13 protein-coding genes are annotated in these 20,026 nt (G+C 43.5%); 6 read left to right on the top strand and 7 right to left on the bottom strand.

Features of this window, described 5'->3' with window-relative positions; all coding sequences use genetic code 11:
- Positions 1-96 precede the first annotated feature (96 nt).
- Positions 97-348, top strand: a complete 252-nt coding sequence (ubiK, locus tag AB4140_RS07655; protein WP_076541888.1) for a ubiquinone biosynthesis accessory factor UbiK — start codon at positions 97-99, stop codon at positions 346-348.
- A 97-nt stretch (positions 349-445) separates the two neighbouring features.
- On the opposite strand, the gene AB4140_RS07660 is transcribed toward ubiK, so the two are convergent.
- From AB4140_RS07660 to ilvC, 7 genes are all read right to left on the bottom strand, one after another.
- Positions 446-1,600: an alanine--glyoxylate aminotransferase family protein gene (locus tag AB4140_RS07660; RefSeq protein ID WP_102475776.1), complete on the bottom strand. Its 1,155-nt coding sequence runs from the start codon at positions 1,598-1,600 to the stop codon at positions 446-448.
- Positions 1,601-1,816: 216 nt separating this feature from the next.
- A complete protein-coding gene (gene ilvA / locus AB4140_RS07665) occupies positions 1,817-3,394 on the bottom strand; it encodes a threonine ammonia-lyase, biosynthetic (protein ID WP_372000433.1) in 1,578 nt (525 codons plus the stop codon).
- A 3-nt stretch (positions 3,395-3,397) separates the two neighbouring features.
- Positions 3,398-5,257, bottom strand: coding sequence for a dihydroxy-acid dehydratase (gene ilvD / locus AB4140_RS07670; RefSeq protein ID WP_372000435.1), 1,860 nt, complete (start codon positions 5,255-5,257; stop codon positions 3,398-3,400).
- A 191-nt stretch (positions 5,258-5,448) separates the two neighbouring features.
- Positions 5,449-6,378 (bottom strand): branched-chain amino acid transaminase, encoded by a 930-nt coding sequence (locus tag AB4140_RS07675; protein ID WP_372000437.1) that lies wholly within the window; start codon positions 6,376-6,378, stop codon positions 5,449-5,451.
- A gap of 33 nt (positions 6,379-6,411) precedes the next feature.
- A complete protein-coding gene (gene ilvM, locus AB4140_RS07680) occupies positions 6,412-6,708 on the bottom strand; it encodes an acetolactate synthase 2 small subunit (protein ID WP_372000439.1) in 297 nt (98 codons plus the stop codon).
- On the bottom strand, positions 6,705-8,378 hold the full coding sequence (ilvG, locus tag AB4140_RS07685) for an acetolactate synthase 2 catalytic subunit (protein ID WP_102475780.1): 1,674 nt from the start codon (positions 8,376-8,378) through the stop codon (positions 6,705-6,707). Before ilvG ends, ilvM begins: the two co-directional genes overlap by 4 nt.
- 543 nt (positions 8,379-8,921) lie before the next feature.
- On the bottom strand, positions 8,922-10,403 hold the full coding sequence (gene ilvC / locus AB4140_RS07690) for a ketol-acid reductoisomerase (protein WP_102475781.1): 1,482 nt from the start codon (positions 10,401-10,403) through the stop codon (positions 8,922-8,924).
- A 213-nt stretch (positions 10,404-10,616) separates the two neighbouring features.
- Here ilvC and ilvY point away from each other — a divergent pair, with 213 nt between their 5' ends.
- The 5 genes from ilvY to AB4140_RS07715 all read left to right on the top strand — a co-directional run bounded on the left by ilvY (position 10,617) and on the right by AB4140_RS07715 (position 19,926).
- Positions 10,617-11,489: an HTH-type transcriptional activator IlvY gene (ilvY, locus tag AB4140_RS07695; protein WP_102440071.1), complete on the top strand. Its 873-nt coding sequence runs from the start codon at positions 10,617-10,619 to the stop codon at positions 11,487-11,489.
- 121 nt (positions 11,490-11,610) lie between these two features.
- Positions 11,611-13,131 (top strand): YifB family Mg chelatase-like AAA ATPase, encoded by a 1,521-nt coding sequence (locus AB4140_RS07700; RefSeq protein ID WP_102440072.1) that lies wholly within the window; start codon positions 11,611-11,613, stop codon positions 13,129-13,131.
- 127 nt (positions 13,132-13,258) lie between these two features.
- Positions 13,259-14,146: an acyltransferase gene (locus AB4140_RS07705; protein WP_372000442.1), complete on the top strand. Its 888-nt coding sequence runs from the start codon at positions 13,259-13,261 to the stop codon at positions 14,144-14,146.
- Positions 14,147-14,161: 15 nt separating this feature from the next.
- Complete coding sequence (locus tag AB4140_RS07710) at positions 14,162-15,088, top strand: acyltransferase (RefSeq protein WP_102440074.1); 927 nt, start codon at positions 14,162-14,164, stop codon at positions 15,086-15,088.
- A 380-nt stretch (positions 15,089-15,468) separates the two neighbouring features.
- Positions 15,469-19,926, top strand: coding sequence for an EAL domain-containing protein (locus AB4140_RS07715; protein WP_372000444.1), 4,458 nt, complete (start codon positions 15,469-15,471; stop codon positions 19,924-19,926).
- Positions 19,927-20,026: the final 100 nt, after the last annotated feature.

Consider the following 20,026-nt stretch of genomic DNA (forward strand, 5'->3'; position numbering starts at 1 on the left):
AAATGAAGCAGCAAACAATGGTGATTGCTTTGGAAAACGCCTCCGCCTCAGGTACAATCGAGCTAACAAACAGCTAATTTTAATATGGAATTGATAATGATTAATCCTAAAAAACTTGAAGAAGTTGCCAAGCAACTGAGTGATAATCTTCCTAGTGGCGTAAAGCAATTTGCCGGTGAATTTGAAGAACGTTCAAAGCAAATTCTACAAAACCAATTAATGAAATTAGATGTGGTCTCTCGCGAAGAGTTTGAAGTTCAGCAACACGTGTTATTAAAAACCCGTGAAAAGCTTGAAGCACTGCAAGCCCAAGTGGATGAATTAGAGAAAAAGTTCTCAGCTGAGTAGAAAATCGCTGGTATTTTCAGCCATCACCATGGCTAAAAAGCAATAAAAATGGCATCCAATTGGATGCCATTTTTATATAACATTTACATCAGCCTGCTTAGTTCAGCGCTTCTTCTAAAGCACGTAAACACAAGGCAACATTTTCGCGTCTAGCGCCGTAGCCCATCAAACCAATGCGCCAGGCTTTACCCGCTAATGCCCCAAGGCCCGCACCGATTTCTAAATTATAGTTTTCCAGCAACTGTTTACGCACTGCAGCGTCATCAACACCTTCTGGGATAAACACCGCATTGAGTTGTGGTAAACGGCACGCTTCATCAACAACAAAAGTAAGCCCTAGTTTTTCAAGGCCGGCACGCAGTAACTGATGCATATCAGCATGACGTTGCCATGCGTTTTCTAAGCCTTCATTGGCCAAAATACGTAATGACTCATGCAGTGCATAAAGGGCATTTACAGGCGCGGTATGATGATAGCTGCGTTTTGCGCCACTATCTTTACTACCCCAATAACCCATTACCAAGGTTTGATCGAGGAACCAACTTTGAACAGGTGTTTTACGTTGCTTTAATTTCTCAACCGCTTTGGCTGAAAAAGACACTGGCGAAATCCCAGGCACGCATGATAAACACTTTTGGCTACCTGAATAGATGGCATCAATGCCCCAATCATCCACTCGTAACTCAACGCCGCCCAGTGATGTCACCGCATCGACAATGCTTAAGCAATCATGTTGCTGCGCTAATGCGCATAAGCTTTTAGCATCAGATACTGCGCCAGTAGAGGTTTCAGCATGGACAAAGGCTAAGAATTTGGCATCAGGGTTGGCTTGCAGCGCTGCTTCAACTGCGGATACTGAAACAGGTTCGCCCCATTCGTTATCAACCACAATCGCAGTCGCGCCAACGCGCTCAACATTCTGGCGCATACGCTCGCCAAACACCCCGTTACGACAGACGATGACTTTTTCACCTGGCTCAACCAGGTTGACAAAACAGGTTTCCATACCAGCGCTACCGGGCGCAGACACAGCTAGGGTCATTTCATTTTCAGTTTGAAATGCATATTGAATCAGCGCTTTTAGCTCATCCATCATGGCGACGAATAAAGGGTCTAAATGACCAATGGTGGGTTTTGCTTGCGCAGCAAGCACTTCAGGATAGACATCTGAAGGCCCTGGCCCCATAAGGGTGCGGCGAGGTGGATTAAAGGCACTAATTTTTGAAACAGCATTTGACGAAACAGATAACATCAAAGTCTCCTTGGCTCGAGGTCTAGTTAGTAATAGCTCAATGAAACCTACATTTTTAATTGTTTTTATGCCACCGAATATAATTTCGTTTGTGGCCACCGTTAACAGGCGACTGAGACAATAACACACAGATAACCACAAAATCGCTATCTGCATGAAATTTATTGTCATGCTCTGCTATATGCTAACACTCGGCTGAAAATGCTCAGACTGCTATTATTGAGCCGTATTTAAAAACAGCTGATAGGCTGGACTTTGGGTTTCTTCTTGATAAACAAAACCAAGCTCAGTTAAAAATTGCTGAAACGCTTCGCCGTCACTGGCGGGCACTTCAAAACCTGCTAACACACGACCGTAAGCGGCGCCGTGGTTACGATAATGGAATAGACTGATATTCCATTGGCTTTGCAGGGTAGTTAAAAACTTAAATAACGCCCCTGGATGCTCAGGAAACTCAAAGCTGAATAAGCGTTCATCCAATGGCTCAGGCGGGTGACCACCGACCATATAACGCACATGTAGCTTGGCGGTTTCATCATGGGACAAATCTTGTACTTCAAAGCCATCGCTTTCTAGATTTGCGATAATATCATCAAGCTCAGCTTGGCCATTTGACAGGCGAATACCTGCAAACACCACCGCTTTATCACGGCTGGAGAAACGATAATTAAACTCAGTCATGGCGCGTTTATCTAACAGCTCACAAAAGCGTAAAAATATCCCCGGACGCTCAGGGACTTTAACCGCTAAAATAGCTTCTTTTTGCTCGCCTAGCTCGCAGCGCTCAGAGACATAACGCAAGCTATGAAAATTGACATTAGCACCAGACAAAATCGAAGCCACTTTTAACGGCTTATCGGCGTCATTGGCCACATGCTGTAGATACTTTTTCATCCCCGCGGTTGATAACGCCCCTGCAGGTTCAGCAATGGCGCGGGTGTCTTCAAAAATGTCTTTTACTGCGGCGCAGATTTCGTCTGAGGTAACGGTAATGACATCGTCAACATAGTCTTTGGCGACTCTAAATGGCTCTTCACCAATACGCTTAACCGCGACGCCATCAGCAAATAAACCCACTTGACTTAGTGTTACTGGCTCGCCCGCAGCTAATGCCGCTTTTAAACAAGCAGCATCTTCAGGCTCTACGCCAATAATTTTAACCTGTGGCATAACCGCTTTATAATAAGCCGCAATGCCTGCAATTAAACCACCGCCGCCTACAGGCACAAACACCACATCAATATCACGCTGCTGTTGCAGCATTTCTTGAGCTATGGTGCCTTGACCTGCGATCACCGCTTCATCATCAAAAGGGGCAATATACACTCGGCCTTCGGTTTCAGATAAGGCTTTGGCGTAATCATTGGCTTGATCAAATGCCTGACCGTGGAGCAGCACATTGCCACCTAAGCGCTTTACCGCATCGATTTTAATTTCGGGGGTTGTCGTCGGCATCACAATCACCGCACTAATGCCAACGCTTGCCGCCGACATTGCCACCCCTTGGGCGTGATTACCTGCAGAGGCGCATACCACACCTGCAGCAGCTTGCTCAGGGGTTAGCTGCGCAATACGATTATAGGCACCACGCAACTTAAAAGAATGCACTGGCTGCATGTCTTCACGTTTTAAATACACGTCACAGCCAAAGCGTGCCGATAGCTTTTTCATGCTCGATAGCGGCGTTACTTTGGCGACGTCATACACAGACGACAATAGGATCTTCTGTAAATATTGCTGAGCTAAGGGCATGGGCGTTAACTCCAGTTGCGTTGCTGATGCCAAGGATTGCATGGATTAACCTTCTAATTTACTGCGATCGCGCACAGCACCTTTATCGGCACTGGTGGCTAATAATGCATAAGCTTTAAGTGCCAAAGATACGTAACGCTCACGAGATACTGGCTTCCATGCAAGTGGCCCCTTTGCTTCCATAGCAGCGCGGCGACGCTCAAGTTCACTATCTGCAACGGCTAATTTGATTGAACGTGAAGGAATATCGATTTCAATGGTATCACCATTTTCTACCAGTGCGATGGTGCCACCAGCAGCTGCTTCTGGTGAAATATGACCAATTGATAATCCTGAGGTACCACCAGAGAAACGGCCATCGGTGATCAATGCACATGCCTTACCTAAACCGCGAGATTTAAGGTAAGTGGTTGGATAAAGCATTTCTTGCATACCAGGGCCGCCTTTAGGGCCTTCGTAGCGAATAACCACCACTTCACCAGCAACCACTTCACCACCTAAAATACCTGCTACGGCATCATCTTGGCTTTCATAAATGCGCGCTGTACCCACAAAGGTCAGGTTTTCCTCATCAACACCGGCCGTTTTGACAATACAGCCATTTTCAGCCACATTGCCTGAAAGTACCGCTAGGCCGCCTTCTTGGCTAAAGGCATTTTCACGGGTACGAATACAGCCTTGTTGGCGATCTTCATCGACACTGTCCCAATAGCAATCTTGGCTAAAGGCAGTTTGTGTTGGAATGCCTGCAGGTCCTGCACTATAAAAGCGTCGTACAGCTGCATCTTGGGTTTGGGCAATATCATATTTAGCCAATACTGATTTTAAATTGCCGCCATTATCCGCTGCCACATGGGGAACGTCACTATGCAGTAAGCCAGCTCTATCTAGCTCACCTAGAATACCCATCACCCCACCAGCACGATGAACATCTTCCATATGGTACTTTGGCGTTGAAGGCGCGACTTTACAAAGGTGCGGCACCATACGCGACATTCTATCGATATCAGCCATAGTGAAGTCCACTTCACCTTCTTGTGCTGCAGCAATAAGATGCAATACGGTATTTGATGAACCACCCATGGCAATATCTAGCGCCATGGCATTTTCAAAGGCTTTAAAAGAGGCAATATTGCGCGGCAAAACACTGGCATCGTCATCACGATAATAGCGGGTGGCGAGATCCATGATGCGCGTACCTGCTTCTAAAAATAAGTTACGACGCGCAGCATGAGTCGCTAATAACGAGCCATTACCAGGTAGTGATAAACCTAAAGCTTCTGTTAAGCAGTTCATAGAGTTGGCGGTAAACATTCCTGAACAAGAACCACATGTTGGGCATGCACTACGTTCAATCTGCTTACTGTCTTTATCACTGACATTGGTATCAGCGCCAGCTACCATGGCATCGACTAAGTCAAGTTTGATAATTTTATCTGAAAGCTTGGTTTTGCCCGCTTCCATTGGCCCGCCAGAGACAAATATCACTGGGATATTGAGCCTTAGCGCTGCCATCAACATGCCAGGAGTAATTTTATCGCAGTTAGAAATACACACTAGCGCGTCTGCACAATGGGCATTAACCATGTATTCAACGCTGTCAGCAATCAGCTCACGTGATGGCAAGCTATAAAGCATGCCGCCATGACCCATGGCGATACCATCATCGACGGCGATGGTGTTAAATTCTTTGGCAATACCACCTGCTTCTTCAATTGCGCCAGCAACCAATTGGCCCATATCTTTTAAATGCACATGGCCTGGTACGAACTGAGTAAACGAGTTCGAGATGGCAATAATTGGCTTACCAAAGTCAGTTTCTTTTACACCTGTTGCACGCCAAAGGGCACGTGCGCCAGCCATGTTACGACCTTCGGTACTGGTTGCTGAGCGTAGTTTAGGCATTTTCTTATCCTTTCCTTGTAATACTGCTTTAACCATTTTATTTGAGTCATTTACATGATGCGGTAACCATTGAAAGTAAACTGATTCAAATTGTAATAGTCGTTTAATTTATAATTATTTTAAATGGATTGAAGCTGTTTATTTAGCTCATAACTCTTGATTTAGCTCAAGGCTGCTTATTAAGCTCAAGGCTATTGAGTTAGCGGCTCTAGCCAGCCCCACTTATCTTCTGTCTCTCCGGTAAATAAACCAAAGAAGCTTTGTTGTATTTGTTGTGTCACAGGGCCACGTTTTCCAGCGCCAACCTCAATGCGGTCGACACTTCTTACCGGCACAATTTCAGCGGCGGTGCCGGTCATGAAGATTTCGTCAGCAACATATAAAAATTCCCGCGCCATCGCTTCTTCAATCACTTCGTAACCTAGCTCTTTGGCTAACACCATAATCGTGTCACGGGTAATGCCTTTTAAGATGGCAGCTGTCGCTGGCGGGGTATATATTTTGCCATTTTTAACAATAAATAAGTTAGCCCCTGCGCCCTCGCTAACTAAACCGTTGGTATCTAATGCGATACCTTCGTCAAAGCCATTACGTTTGGCTTCTGTCGAGATGAGCTGTGATGATAAATAATTACCGCCCGCTTTAGCTCCAGTAGGAATCGTATTAGGTGCCAAGCGTTGCCATGATGTCACGGCAACATCAACACCTGCATCCATACTCTCTTCGCCCAGATACGCACCCCATGAAAAAGCCGCTACGACCATATCACATTGTGCATCCGCTGGCGGGGTGATCCCCATCCCCACATCACCCATAAATATTAATGGACGAATATAGGCGCTGGGTAAGTTATTTTTTACCACAGTATCATTACAAGCTTGCATGACTTGCTCAAAGCTAAAAGGCACATTCATTCGATAAATTTTGGCTGAATCAAATAACCTTTGTATATGGTCGGTTAACCTAAAACCAGCTGGGCCTAGGTGAGTGCCATAAATGCGTATGCCTTCAAATACTGAAGAGCCATAGTGTATTGCATGTGTCATCACGTGTACCTTAGCATCTTGCCAAGGCATAATTTCACCGTTAAACCATATAAGTTCTGATTGTGTCGCTGCCATAGTCTGTCCCTTAATCTATATCGATGAAATTATTTACGCTTGCGCGATCGTCTTTTGACTAGCTGCTGCGAATATTGGTGAATTAACATCGATAGCGGCAGGCACAGTCACTGCTTGGCAATCGATGACATCAATGAGTTTATTTAATTGATGGGTAAGCAATTCAATCACTCGCTCACTTTTGACATCAAAATGCAGCGTGACGCTACCTGCTTCGTTGAGCTGCATATTCATATTGATAATGCTAAAACCACGATGACGGGTCACTCTTAGCACTCGTTCCAGCACTTCTGGCTGGTTGTGTAAGGTTAATTCAACTGAATGCATCATGTTTGTTTCTCCATTTGATCCATCATGTCGCTATTACAGGCCCCTGGCGGAACCAATGGCCACACGTTAAACGCATCATCAATGGCTACGTGTAGCATGAAAGGTCCTGGGGTATTTAACATTTCATCGAGTGCGGCTTCGACTTGATCGGCGTGATGAATAGTTCTGCCAGGAATATCAAATGCCGACGCCATTAACACAAAGTCTGGGTTATCTGATAAATCGGTTTCGCTATAACGTTGTTCAAAAAACAGTTGTTGCCACTGCTTAACCATGCCCAATTTTTGATTATCAATCAGTAATATTTTTACCGGCAATTTGCGGCGCTTAATTGTGGTGAGCTCTTGAACGTTCATCATAAATGAACCATCACCAGATACCGTCACCACTGTGGCATTTGGACGCGCCACTTGTGCGCCAATAGCAGCGGGTAAACCAAAGCCCATAGTGCCAAGACCTGCACTGGATAAATGATCTTCAGGGCGGCGAAACCACATATGCTGTGCCACCCACATTTGGTGTTGGCCCACATCGCAGCTGACAACACTGTCTTCTGGTAATTTGTTTGCTAGACGGCGTAACATTGCTGGGGCATAAATCAATTCACCCGGATGTTGATAATCCCATTGGTGTTGCTGATATAAATCTTCAATTTCTTGCTGCCATGGCGCTAAGGAAAGCGGCATTGATAACGCGGGTAACACCTGTCTTAAATCTGCTGAAATTGATACATCAGCTTGGCGGAGCTTATTGATTTCTGCGATATCGATATCAAGGTGCAGCACTTTGGCATCTTGAGCAAAGGTGGCTAATCGCCCGGTGACCCGATCATCAAATCTTGCGCCAACGACAATCAATAAATCACAGGCTTGCACGGCTAAGTTTGCCGCTTTACCACCATGCATACCGAGCATACCTAAGTAACCTTTGCAGCCATGTTCAATACTGCCAAGACCTTTTAAGGTCGCCACTGAAGGCATACCCGTTTCATTGATAAATTGACGCAAATGATCAACTGCGCCCGCCATGCCTACGCCGCCGCCAACATACAAAATAGGCTTTTTAGCACGTTGTATTAGAGCTTTAGCAGCATCTATCGCGCTTAGCTCAGCTGCGGGTTCTTCAGTAAAGCTGAGTATTGGAGTTTTGTATTCAAGCTCAGCTATTTGGATATCTTTGGGAATATCAACTAACACAGGGCCGGGTCTGCCAGATGCGGCAATTTCAAAGGCTTTATAAAGTGTCGGGATAAGCTCATTGATATCCGTCACCATAAAGCTGTGTTTGGTGCACGATAATGACATACCAAGAACATCAATTTCTTGAAAAGCATCGGTGCCAATCACTGCCGTTGAAACTTGGCCTGTAATCGCCACCAAAGGCACAGAATCCAGTAATGCATCAGCAAGCGAGGTGATTAAATTAGTCGCACCTGGGCCTGATGTGGCAAAACAGACTCCCGTTTTACCGCTGGCTCTAGCATAACCCACAGCGGCAAATGCAGCGCCTTGCTCATGGCGACTCAGCAGGTGGGTAACAGGGCTACCATACAGAGCATCATAAATTGGCATAATAGCGCCACCTGGGTAACCAAATACTGTGGTTGCACCATGTGCGGCCAATACTTTAATGACTGCGTCCGCGCCTCTCATTTTTTGCCCTGATTCCATATGCATCTCTCACGCTCTGTATTGTTAATGTGCCCAGTATTTGCAGCCCTAAAACTAAAAAACCCCCGTTCCTTTCGGAGCGGGGGTTTTTGCAAATGTTGACTTTCTAACTCAGTCTTTTTGCCAAACTCCACCCCCGCGGTGATTTAATAATCACGACGGTAATAATCACAATAATGAGCTGGGCAGCTTGGTTAAACATAAATGACTGAATCCTAAAAATGTCTTAAAAAATATTTGTTAATGTTGCTATAAGGTCTCGCACTTTGCCAGACTGTTTATAATTCATCCTTTATAGGAGTACCATAAAGCGATTTATAAACACAACATAAAATTGTGTTGTCAAAAAAAATTCAGCTTCCCTGCCGAGACAATGCAAACAACAACAAAATCTAAAGCTATGATGGTCAACACAAATCCGTGATAACCAGCCTAAGCTTTTGATTGATTGTTTCTACTTTATGCAAGTTTTAACTTTACAAAAGTTTGATGCCTGCCCGAAAACGTAGCTGAACAGGTACTTCACAACACAATCAACAAAAATTAGTTAGCTTCAACAATACCTTTCATATCAGTCATGTAACCGCGTAATTCTGCACCGATAAACTCAACATCGGTATGACGAATCGCTTCATTCACTTCAATTAAGCGCTTGTTATCAACGCTATTTGAACCCGCAGCTAAACCAGCACCTAATAACTCTGGTGACATTGCTTTTACGTAGTCACGTAATAGCGGCACTGCTGCATGGTTAAACAAGTAACAACCGTATTCAGCAGTATCTGAAATAACTACGTTCATTTCATATAAACGTTTGCGTGCAATGGTGTTAGCAATCAATGGCGTTTCATGTAGTGATTCGTAATAAGCCGACTCTTCAATAATACCTGCTGCAACCATGGTATCGAACGCTAGCTCTACACCGGCTTTGATCATGGCAACTAAGAAGATACCTTGGTCAAAATACGTTTGCTCATCGATGTGTTCATCTGATACTGGTGAATTTTCGAATGCTGTTTCGTTGGTTTCTGCTCTCCAACGAAGTAAGTTTGCATCGTCATTGGCCCAATCTGCCATCATAGTGCGAGAGAACTCACCACTAATAATGTCATCCATGTGCTTTTCAAATAATGGTTGAAGAATTTCTTTCAACTCTTCAGCAACTTCAAACGCCTTCACTTTGGCAGGGTTTGATAAACGATCCATCATGTTAGTGATGCCGCCATGCTTAAGTGCTTCAGTGACAGTTTCCCATCCTTGCTGAATTAACTTACTTGCATAACCTGGCTCAACACCATCAGCGACCATTTTTTCATAACCAAGAATGGCGCCGGTTTGCAACATGCCACAAAGGATTGTTTGCTCGCCCATTAAGTCAGACTTAACTTCTGCAATGAATGATGACAATAAAACACCCGCTCGGTCGCCACCAGTTGCACTTGCATAAGCTTTAGCAATGGCAAGGCCATCACCTTTCGGGTCATTTTCAGGGTGAACCGCAATCAGTGTTGGGACACCAAAACCGCGTTTGTATTCTTCACGTACTTCAGTACCTGGACACTTAGGCGCAACCATAACAACAGTGATATCAGAACGAATCTGCATACCTTCTTCAACGATATTAAAACCGTGAGAGTAAGATAATGTGGCACCTTCTTTCATCAATGGCATTACTGCATTAACAACATTTGAATGCTGTTTATCAGGTGTTAGGTTAAGCACTAAATCAGCAGCAGGAACAAGCTCTTCGAAAGTGCCTACTTTAAAACCGTTATCAGTTGCTTGCTTCCATGATGCACGTTTCTCAGCAATCGCTTGCGGACGTAATGCAAAAGAGATATTCAAGCCTGAGTCACGCATATTCAGACCTTGGTTTAGGCCTTGTGCCCCACAACCTAAGATCACGATATTCCAATCTTTAATAAAACTACAACCGTCGCTAAACTCAGTACGATCCATAAAGCGGCATTGTGCTAATTGAGCTAATTGTTGACGTAAATTCAGAGAGTTAAAATAGTTAGCCATCTGAGATACCACCTTTAATTCAGAAATTTGAGACACTCCATTCTGGCAGCCAAACTATCCAGAAGTTGTGATTGAGATCACTATAGCGTAAGCTCATGATTGCTCAAAATGATATATTCGGCACACTACGTTTCACTTTTTGCAACGTTATTGATATATCCCGCATATCTGAACAAATTGATTTCAAGACACTGATTTTATTAAGGCTACAACATGGATATTCGTGCATTAAAACTGTATTTACACTTATGCGACAGCCTGCATTTTGGCAAAACAGCCCAGCAAACCCATGTGAGCCCGTCAACATTAAGCCGCGCATTGCAGCGCCTTGAAGAAGAAGTGGGTTGTAAATTGTTTGAGCGGGACAATCGCAGTGTCAGCATTACCCATGCGGGCAATGAATTTAAGCAATTTGCCGAACACACCTTAGCTGAGTGGTTAAGTTTGAAAAGCCGCATTGACCCCGAGCAGCCCTTACTTCACGGTCGTATCAACTTATATTGCTCAGTCACTGCCGCATACAGTCACCTACCTGCATTGCTTGACCGCTTTAGACGTGAGCACCCTCATGTGGAAATTACCTTGAACACGGGGGATGCGGCCAATGCAGTAGCAGAGATCCAACATAATCGCGCCGATGTTGCCATTATCGCCTTACCAGACTCATTGCCAGCAAGCCTACATTTTGAAGAAATCGGCCAAGTGCCGCTGCATCTATATGCGCCCACCATAAAATGCCAAGCCCAAAGCATGATTAAGCAACAACCCATAGACTGGGCGCAGCTGCCTTTTATTGTCCCCGACCATGGGCCTGGCAGACGCCGCGCTGATAATTGGTTTAAAGCCATGGGCTTCAAGCCAAATATTTATGCGCAAGTCTCGGGGCAAGAGGCAATAACCTCGATGGTGGCCTTGGGCTGTGGCGTCAGTATTAGTCCTGATGTGGTAGTCGAAAATAGCCCAGTGCGAGAACGCTTACAGCGGCTTGAATCACCACAAGATATCGCCCCCTTTCAATTAGGTTGTTGCTGCAAAGAAAAACGCACTCAAGAACCTATTTTAAAAGCCTTTCTTGAAGTTATTTAAGCCTCTCAAATATCAACAGCAGCTAAAATCGCACTGTTGATTTTAGCTGCTACACTTAGAAAGCTTAAAAACTAACTAAATAGTTACTAAATTCCAGCACACAAAACAAAAGGATTTGTTAATGGCTATTGCCTGTGTAAACACCCGCGCTTGTTGCGGCGTAGAAGCGCCTAAAGTCACTGTCGAAGTACATCTTAGTAATGGTTTGCCTGCGTTTAATTTAGTGGGGTTACCTGAAACCTCAGTAAAAGAAGCCAGAGAGCGAGTTCGTAGTGCCTTAATAAACGCTGGTTTTGAATTCCCCATGCAGCGAATAACGGTCAATTTGGCTCCAGCTGATTTACCCAAGCAAGGTGGCCGTTATGATTTGCCTATCGCCATTGGTATTTTGGCCGCCTCGGGGCAAATTCCTAATACCCAGTTAGCCCAATGTGAGTTTATTGGTGAGCTAGCCTTGTCAGGACAAGTAAGGCCCTGCATTGGTATTCTGCCCGCTATTATTGCCGCTAAAAATCAACAGCATGAATTATTCATCCCTTTAGATAACCGCCATGAAGCAGAGTTAGTGGGTTACCCGCAAACCCACTTAGTCGCTCACTTGCAAAACCTCGCAGCCTTTATGCACGGCCAAGCAAAATTACCACTGGTTGATCAGCAATTGGAATGGTTTGAAGAACCTTTAGCAGAAAACGCACTCTGCCTCAGCGAAGTGATTGGTCAATACCAAGCTAAGCAAGGGCTGGAAATCGCAGCGGCAGGTGGTCACAACACCCTATTTATTGGTCCGCCCGGTACAGGTAAAAGTATGCTGGCCAATCGGATAATCCCGCTACTGCCCAAGCTTACCTATGAAGAGGCCATTGATGTTGCTGCGATTCATTCGGTTGCAGGACTTAATATTAAACCCCAAGCCTTTTTAGAGCGGCCTTTTCGAGCGCCACATCATACGTGTTCATCAATATCCTTAGTGGGCGGAGGCAGCGTGCCAAAACCTGGGGAAATATCCTTAGCCCATAGAGGCATTTTATTTCTTGATGAAATTGCGGAATTCCCGCGCAAAGTATTAGATTGCCTGCGTGAGCCAATGGAGTCTGGTGAAGTGGTTATCTCGCGGGCTGCCGCTAAAGTAACCTTTTCTAGTCGCTTTCAACTCATCGCGGCGATGAACCCTAGCCCTTGCGGTGATGTTGAAAACTCTCGCGCAACGCCTGACCAAATTCAACGTTACTTATCCCGTTTATCAGGGCCATTTTTAGATAGATTCGATCTCACGATAGAAGTCCCTAAACTGCCTGCAGGCACCTTAACGCAAACCCAAGAAATAGGCGAAAGTAGCCAATCCATTGCTAAGCGAGTGCAGCTAGCGCGGGAAAAACAACTCAGCCGTGCAGGCGTGATTAATTGCCAGTTAAGCCCAACCCAATTGAAACAACACTTAGCCATGAGCCAAAGCGATTTAGAGTTTCTCGAACAGAGTATTCAACAATTGGGCTTATCCGTCAGAAGTTTCCATCGAATTCAGCGGGTGTCACGCACCATTGCAGACTTGCAACAGTCTGAAACCACCGAAAGAAGGCATATAGCACAAGCACTTGGCTACAGGGCAATGGACAGGTTAATGAATCGTTTGAGCCAACAATAAATAGCTAACGCATTAAAATATCGAGTGATTACCTGAAAAATCACAAAAAGTTTCGATATTATTGTTCAGTGGATTGAGCCGAAGGCTATCACGGAGTAACATAAGCTTCCATTTACAGGAGAGCTAGATGCCGCTGTTAGCAAAAATTAAAGGATCTATAGCATTTATTTGCTATGTCATAAATACGATCGTCTGGGTTACACCCATTCTAATTTTTAGTATTTTCAAACTATTACCCATTAATGTTATTCGTAAAATATGCAGTTATATTTTAGATAACTGTGCCAGTGCGTGGATCAGTGTTAATGGTGTTATCGAAGCCATTTTTCATCCCGTTACCATAAAACTAAGCGGTGATGATCAGTTTTCTGAAAAAGAATGGTACATGGTTATAGCTAACCACCAGTCATGGGTCGATATTTTAGTACTTCAGCGTGTTTTTAATCGTAAGATCCCATTTTTAAAGTTTTTTTTAAAACAAGAGCTCATATTTGTTCCCATATTAGGGCTTGCTTGGTGGGCGTTAGACTTTCCCTTTATGCGTCGTTATTCGACAGCACAATTGAAAAAGAACCCAAAACTTAAAGGTAAAGACATTGAGATTACCCGTAAGTCGTGCAACAAATTTAAGCATAAGCCTGTCAGCGTGATGAATTTCGTTGAAGGCACCCGTTTTCATCCGCAAAAACACCAAAAGCAAGCTTCGCCTTTTCAGCACTTGCTGAAGCCCAAAGCCGGTGGAATGGCCTTTGCTTTAGATGCTATGGGTGAACACATCAACAAGTTAGTTAATGTCACCATTTACTACCCTAATAAAGTGCCAAGCTACTGGGAGTATATTTGCGGCGAGTTAACTGAGGTTTATGTCGATATTCACATCTCTGATATCCCAGCGACCTTAAAAGGTGACTATAGTAATGATAGGCAGTTTAAAATTGATTTTCAGTCTCAGTTAAATCAACTTTGGCAAGAAAAAGATAAAAAAATCAGCCTTATGGCTGAAGAAAACAAATAAGAGGTATTTAGCTACATGCTAGGTTTTTTACCAGGTCCAGTCATCTTTTTTATTAGTAGCAGTTTATTGATCATCAATACCACACTATGGGCAGGCCTCATTAGTATTGGTGGCGTCATTAAGCTGGTCGTTCCTGTAGTTGCAGCAAGAAACGCACTTACTCGCTTAATGAACCGCTTTATGTGGGCATGGGCAAGCTGTAATGGCGGTATTTTATTTCTCATTGCTAAAATAGAGTGGGATATTGAGGGGCTTGAAGGCCTGGATGAACGCGGCTGGTATTTGTTGATCAGTAACCATGTCAGTGGCTTTGATATTGCAGCGCAAACCTATATCTTGCGTAACCATATTCCTATGTTGAAGTTTTTCCTTAAAAAAGAGCTAATCTTTGTGCCCTTTCTGGGTTTAGGCTGCTGGGCATTAGATATGCCGTTCATGAACCGAACTAGCCCTGCTAAGCTCAAGAAGAATCCAAAACTTAAGGGTAAAGATTTACAAACCACCCGCAAGGCATGTGAAAAATTTAAGCATTTCCCAACATCAATTATTAATTATGTGGAAGGCAGCCGTTTTACTGCAGATAAACACAAGCGCCAACAGTCGCCTTATAAACATTTGTTAAGGCCAAAGGCTGGCGGCATTGCCTTTACCCTTTCGGCAATGGGCGAGCAATTTACTGGGTTACTTAACATGACCTTGGCTTATCCTGATGCTGACACAGAGAAAGGCGCTTTGTATGAGGTCATGTCTGGGCGTGTTAAAAAAATTGTGGTCAGAATTGAGCAAATGCCAGTACCTAAAGTGGATGCTGAAGATTATTTCTCTAATCCTGAAACCCGAGTTGAATTTCAGCGCTGGTTAAACCAAGTTTGGTTCGAGAAGGATCAGCAGTTAGATGGTATTTATAAAAAATACCTTAATGACACATCTACGCCCAAATAGTACTGTTTAAAATCAGCCTAAAAACACGCTTAATTGCGTGTTTTTTGTTTTTAAACCAACAAGCTTCATCAAAACAGTTAAGCCAACAACAGTTTCTCAACAAGCATAAAATCAGCAAACTTAAATGTAATTTGAAAAAAACTATATTACTCGCGTAATATGGTTATAATTCAACAATAAAAACTTTAAATCGCTGGCAACATATACAAATAAACTAGCGGTACGCCCTGTTGTAAGCATGTTTATAAATTAGATATTAATTAACAATGTGCAATTTGGCATCATTCTTTACCCATTATAATTATTACAGGTGCAGATTGAATTTACGTTTTTCCTTAGCCTTGAAAACATGCTTATGCATTTTGGTGCTCTTCACCTCAATGTCAGCTTCCGTCTATGCAATTAGCCCACTTAATGACAATCACCTGTTAGCGTTTGAACAATTTGAAGCCTCTAACGACTTAAATCAAAACTCTGTCACTAAACTGTTCAAAGATAGCTCAGGCATGTTATGGGTTGGCACTCAAGATGGCTTACACAGTTATAACGGCATTCAATTTGATGTGTTTGTTAACGACAGTAATAATCCCACCAGTATTGCCGGCAATTACATTACCGATATATTGCAATCATCTGATAGTGACTTATGGGTGGCAACCTTTTCCCAAGGACTCAGCCGTTTAAACCTCAGTAATGGTGAGTTTACTCATTTTGGGAGTGCCCAAGGGTTAACAGACTTAAAGCTAACTAAACTCACGTTAATTGATAATAGTTTGTGGATAGGGACTCAATCAGGTTTATTCACCCTATCACTGCATACCAATAAAATAGCAAAAATAAGCTTAAATAATGCTATCGATCCTCATATCACCAGTATCGCCAATATCGATGACAAATATATTTTTGTTGGCACCCAAGCCAGTGGCACTTACGCCATTGATAGCAAAAACATTATCCGCTTAGATATCCCACCCAACCTGCGGGTCAATAGTATAAAAACCAGTCATGATAAAAGTGCAGTGTGGTTAGCGATTAGCAATCGACTGATCAGCTACGATCTGATTAGCGGCGAACAAACCACAATTTGGATCAATAACCAAACTAAAAAATACAATCAAATAAAAGACTTTGTCATCAATGGTGATAAACAAATATGGGCCATTGGCGCAAACGCTGGGTTAATTCAATTGGATTTAATTGGTGATACATGGCGCAGCCGCATCCATAAATACGATCCCAATAGTCGCCAATCTATTAGCGAAGACAATCTACAAAGCATCATGCTCGCAGAAGACGGTAACCTATGGTTAGGCACTCGCTACTCAGGAATTAATAAGCTTAACCTCAATCAAGTGTATTTTAACCATATTTACGAACTCCATCCTAGCAAGCCTAAAATGGCCAATATGATCCGGGCGATTTTTCGTGATGATCAGCAGCGTTTATGGATTGGCACTGAAAGCGCAGGCTTAAAACTATTTGATGAGCAGCAAGGTAGTTTTTATTACTACAACGACCTATTTGCTCAGGCCCTTAATGTACATGAAGCAGAGTACCCGTTAACTGTACATGCCATCACCCAAACCCAAGACGGTAATCTGTGGTTTGGTACTAATCACGGGCTGGCACAATTAACGCCAGATCAGCAGCTGTCATTTGTGCCTTTAGCTGATAATAGCGCTTCAGACTCGCTGCTGATCCGTAAATTTGCTCAAGATGATAGCGGCCGACTTTGGATTGCTAGTAACTACGGCTTATATTTTGTATTGCCAGGTGAAGAGGTTATTCATCAATACAATTTTGATTTTCAGACTGAATTTGTCCCCAGTAAGCGCCCAATATTGTCCCTTACTTACCATAACAACAGCCTGTGGCTCGGCACAATGGCAGGCTTAGTCAGACTAAAACCTGACACTCAAGAACTCATTCTCAAAAGTCGCCAAGCAGCCGACACTAGCACACTCAGTGATAATCGTATTCGAGATTTTATTGTCACTGCCGCTGGTGACTTATTAATGGCAACCCATAGCGGCGTCGATAAAGTTATCGAAACCACTAATAACCAACTGCAATTTGAGCCCTTAAGTGAACCGTTAAAGCAGCACACGGTTTATGCCATGTTAGAAGACGATGCTCAAAACCTGTGGCTTAGTACCAATTCTGGTATCGCCAGAGTATCGACTAGTTTAGAGTATATGTTCTTCAACCCATTTGATGGAGTGCAAGCTGCGGAGTTTAACGGCGGGGTTAAATTTAACGATACTGATGGCCAGCTGTGGTTTGGCGGCGTTAATGGCATAAATCAATTTAATCCACTATTGGTTCCAGCTAAAAGACCTAACACTAGAATAGCCCTAACCAGTTATCATTTGGGTGAGCAGCATTTTCCATTATTAAATTTGCAACAGCCACCAGCATTACAAATGCCCTACTCTGATAAAACCATTGGTTTTACTGTCAGTACACTGAATTTTAATTACCCTGGGTTACAGCAACTGAGTTACAAATTAGTCGGTCACAATGATGATTGGGTTGAGTTAAATCAATTAAATGAGATCAGCTTTAGCAACTTACCCCCCAAAGAATTTGAACTATTAGTGCGTTTTACCCTCGAGGATAATCCCTATACAGAGCCGCCTTTTAGCATCAAATTTACTGTGGTGCCGCCCTTTTACCTAAGTAAAGGCGCTTACGTAGTTTATGGCATTGCGATGATGTTGCTAATGACGTTTTTCATATACCTAAAGCAATTAAAGCGTGAAAAACAACGTGAGTTTGAAATCAGTATCCGCGCTTCAGAAGAACGTTTAAAGCTAGCATTATGGGCTTCTGGCGACGGTATGTGGGACTGGAATATCCGCGACAATAAAGTTTACCGCACCAATACCGTGCCCTCACAACGGGTAGTAGCAGATGACGATCAAGCACTGATCACTCATATCCACCCAGAAGATAAAGCCCGCGTGACTCAACAGCTAAATGACCATTTAGCCGGGAAAGCAGAATTTTTTGAGGCAGAATACCGAGTAGAGAAGCAGCCAGGTAAATGGATATGGTTAATTGATCGCGGTAAGGTCGTTGAGTGGGATCAACAAGATAAACCGGTTCGCATGGCGGGAACTCATAAAGATATCACCGTCAGAAAAGAAACTGAAAATGAGTTAAAACTTTCTAGCCAAGTGTTACACAGCATGAATGAAGCCGTAGTGGTTGGCGAACTGGATTACCGTATTCGCACGGTCAACCCCGCGTTTAGCCGTATTACCGGCTTTGACCATAAAGCCATTGTAGGTAAACACTTCCTGTATTTAGCTTATGGTAAACAGTCTCGATCCTTTTATCATAACGTTGAATTACAGCTGTTACGAAAAAAACATTGGGCGGGTGAGATTAATATCCGCACTAAAAATAAAAAAAGCATTTTGGCGTGGCTGGAGATCAATCAGGTCATCGATACTAAAGGTGAAACGAGCCACTTTGTTGCGGTATTTACTGATATTACCTCCCGTAAAAAAGCCGAAGAAGACTTACGCATATTAGCCAATTTCGATCCGCTCACCAGCTTGCCAAACCGCACCCTATTTCAAGACAGGCTTAATCAGGCGATCACCAAAGCCCATCGCTCTAAAGATATTGTGGCGTTATTCTTTTTGGATTTAGACCGCTTTAAGCACATTAATGACTCCATGGGTCATCATGTGGGGGATTTATTATTAAAAGCGGTGGCGATTCGATTGCAAAACTCGGTGCGCGATGGCGATACTGTTGCTCGTCTCGGTGGCGATGAATTTACCATTATTCTTGAAGGGCTCAGCAAAATAAAATCTGCTGCTGTTGTGGCAGAAAAAGTATTAAACGCCTTTAAGAGTCCGTTCTTATTGGATGATAAAAATATTACCGTATCACCTTCTATCGGCATTAGTTTGTACCCTAATGATGCCAGCGACAGTACCTCATTAATTAAATATGCAGATACTGCCATGTACCATGCTAAATCTTTAGGGCGTAATAACTTCCAGTTTTACACTGAAGATTTAAACCAATATGCCACCCGTCATGTAGAGCTTGAGGCAGGCCTTAAACAGGCGATTCAAAATAATGAAATGTATCTGGTATATCAGCCCAAGTTTGACATTAAAACCAAGCGGATTATTGGCGTTGAAGCCCTACTGCGCTGGGAAAGTAAAACCCTTGGATTTATCTCACCAGTGGAATTTATTCCGTTAGCGGAAGAAACCGGGATGATTAACGGCATTGGCCATTGGGCCATTGATCAGGCCTGCAATCAATTAGCTGAATGGCATCAACAAGGCTTTGAGCATATTTCTGTGGCTGTTAACTTATCAGCAAGACAACTTAAAGCCGATATTATTTCCACTATTGAAGTGGCCCTTGCGGTATCAGGGTTACCCGCCAGCGCTCTGGAGTTAGAGCTGACAGAGTCGATGATCATGGGTAACCCGCAAGACTCAGTCACAGTATTAGCCCAGCTAAAAGCCCTAGGCCTTACCATTGCCATTGATGACTTTGGTACTGGTTACTCAAGTTTAAGTTACTTAAAGCGCTTCCCTATCGATACCTTGAAAGTTGATAGAGAATTTGTCCGCGATATTATTGATGATCCTGATGATGCCGCTATTACCAGCGCCATTATTACTCTGGCCCACAGCCTTGAACTCAATGTCGTGGCAGAAGGCGTTGAAACTGAGGCGCAATTTGACTTCTTAAAGCATGAAGGCTGCGATCAAGTGCAGGGCTTTTTACTCAGTAAACCACTGACTGCTGAGGACTGTTTAGCAAGGCTAAGATTAGATAACCAGCAGGAAAAACTAGCATAGCATTAAAGCGATTCAATAAAAATCGACACAGCTAAACCCTATACTCCAAGCAATAAAAAAGGCTCAAATGAGCCTTTTTTATTGTCTGAATTTATTCAGT

The organism is Shewanella sp. 10N.286.51.B2, assembly GCF_041469265.1.
Classification (GTDB): Bacteria; Pseudomonadota; Gammaproteobacteria; order Enterobacterales; family Shewanellaceae; genus Shewanella.

Coding starts and splice junctions, on each gene's coding strand:
- ubiK (WP_076541888.1), top strand. CDS start 97: ATGATTAATCCTAAAAAACTTGAAGAAGTTGCCAAGCAACTGAGTGAT.
- AB4140_RS07660 (WP_102475776.1), bottom strand. CDS start 1,600: ATGTTATCTGTTTCGTCAAATGCTGTTTCAAAAATTAGTGCCTTTAAT.
- ilvA (WP_372000433.1), bottom strand. CDS start 3,394: ATGCAATCCTTGGCATCAGCAACGCAACTGGAGTTAACGCCCATGCCC.
- ilvD (WP_372000435.1), bottom strand. CDS start 5,257: ATGCCTAAACTACGCTCAGCAACCAGTACCGAAGGTCGTAACATGGCT.
- AB4140_RS07675 (WP_372000437.1), bottom strand. CDS start 6,378: ATGGCAGCGACACAATCAGAACTTATATGGTTTAACGGTGAAATTATG.
- ilvM (WP_372000439.1), bottom strand. CDS start 6,708: ATGATGCATTCAGTTGAATTAACCTTACACAACCAGCCAGAAGTGCTG.
- ilvG (WP_102475780.1), bottom strand. CDS start 8,378: ATGGAATCAGGGCAAAAAATGAGAGGCGCGGACGCAGTCATTAAAGTA.
- ilvC (WP_102475781.1), bottom strand. CDS start 10,403: ATGGCTAACTATTTTAACTCTCTGAATTTACGTCAACAATTAGCTCAA.
- ilvY (WP_102440071.1), top strand. CDS start 10,617: ATGGATATTCGTGCATTAAAACTGTATTTACACTTATGCGACAGCCTG.
- AB4140_RS07700 (WP_102440072.1), top strand. CDS start 11,611: ATGGCTATTGCCTGTGTAAACACCCGCGCTTGTTGCGGCGTAGAAGCG.
- AB4140_RS07705 (WP_372000442.1), top strand. CDS start 13,259: ATGCCGCTGTTAGCAAAAATTAAAGGATCTATAGCATTTATTTGCTAT.
- AB4140_RS07710 (WP_102440074.1), top strand. CDS start 14,162: ATGCTAGGTTTTTTACCAGGTCCAGTCATCTTTTTTATTAGTAGCAGT.
- AB4140_RS07715 (WP_372000444.1), top strand. CDS start 15,469: ATGTCAGCTTCCGTCTATGCAATTAGCCCACTTAATGACAATCACCTG.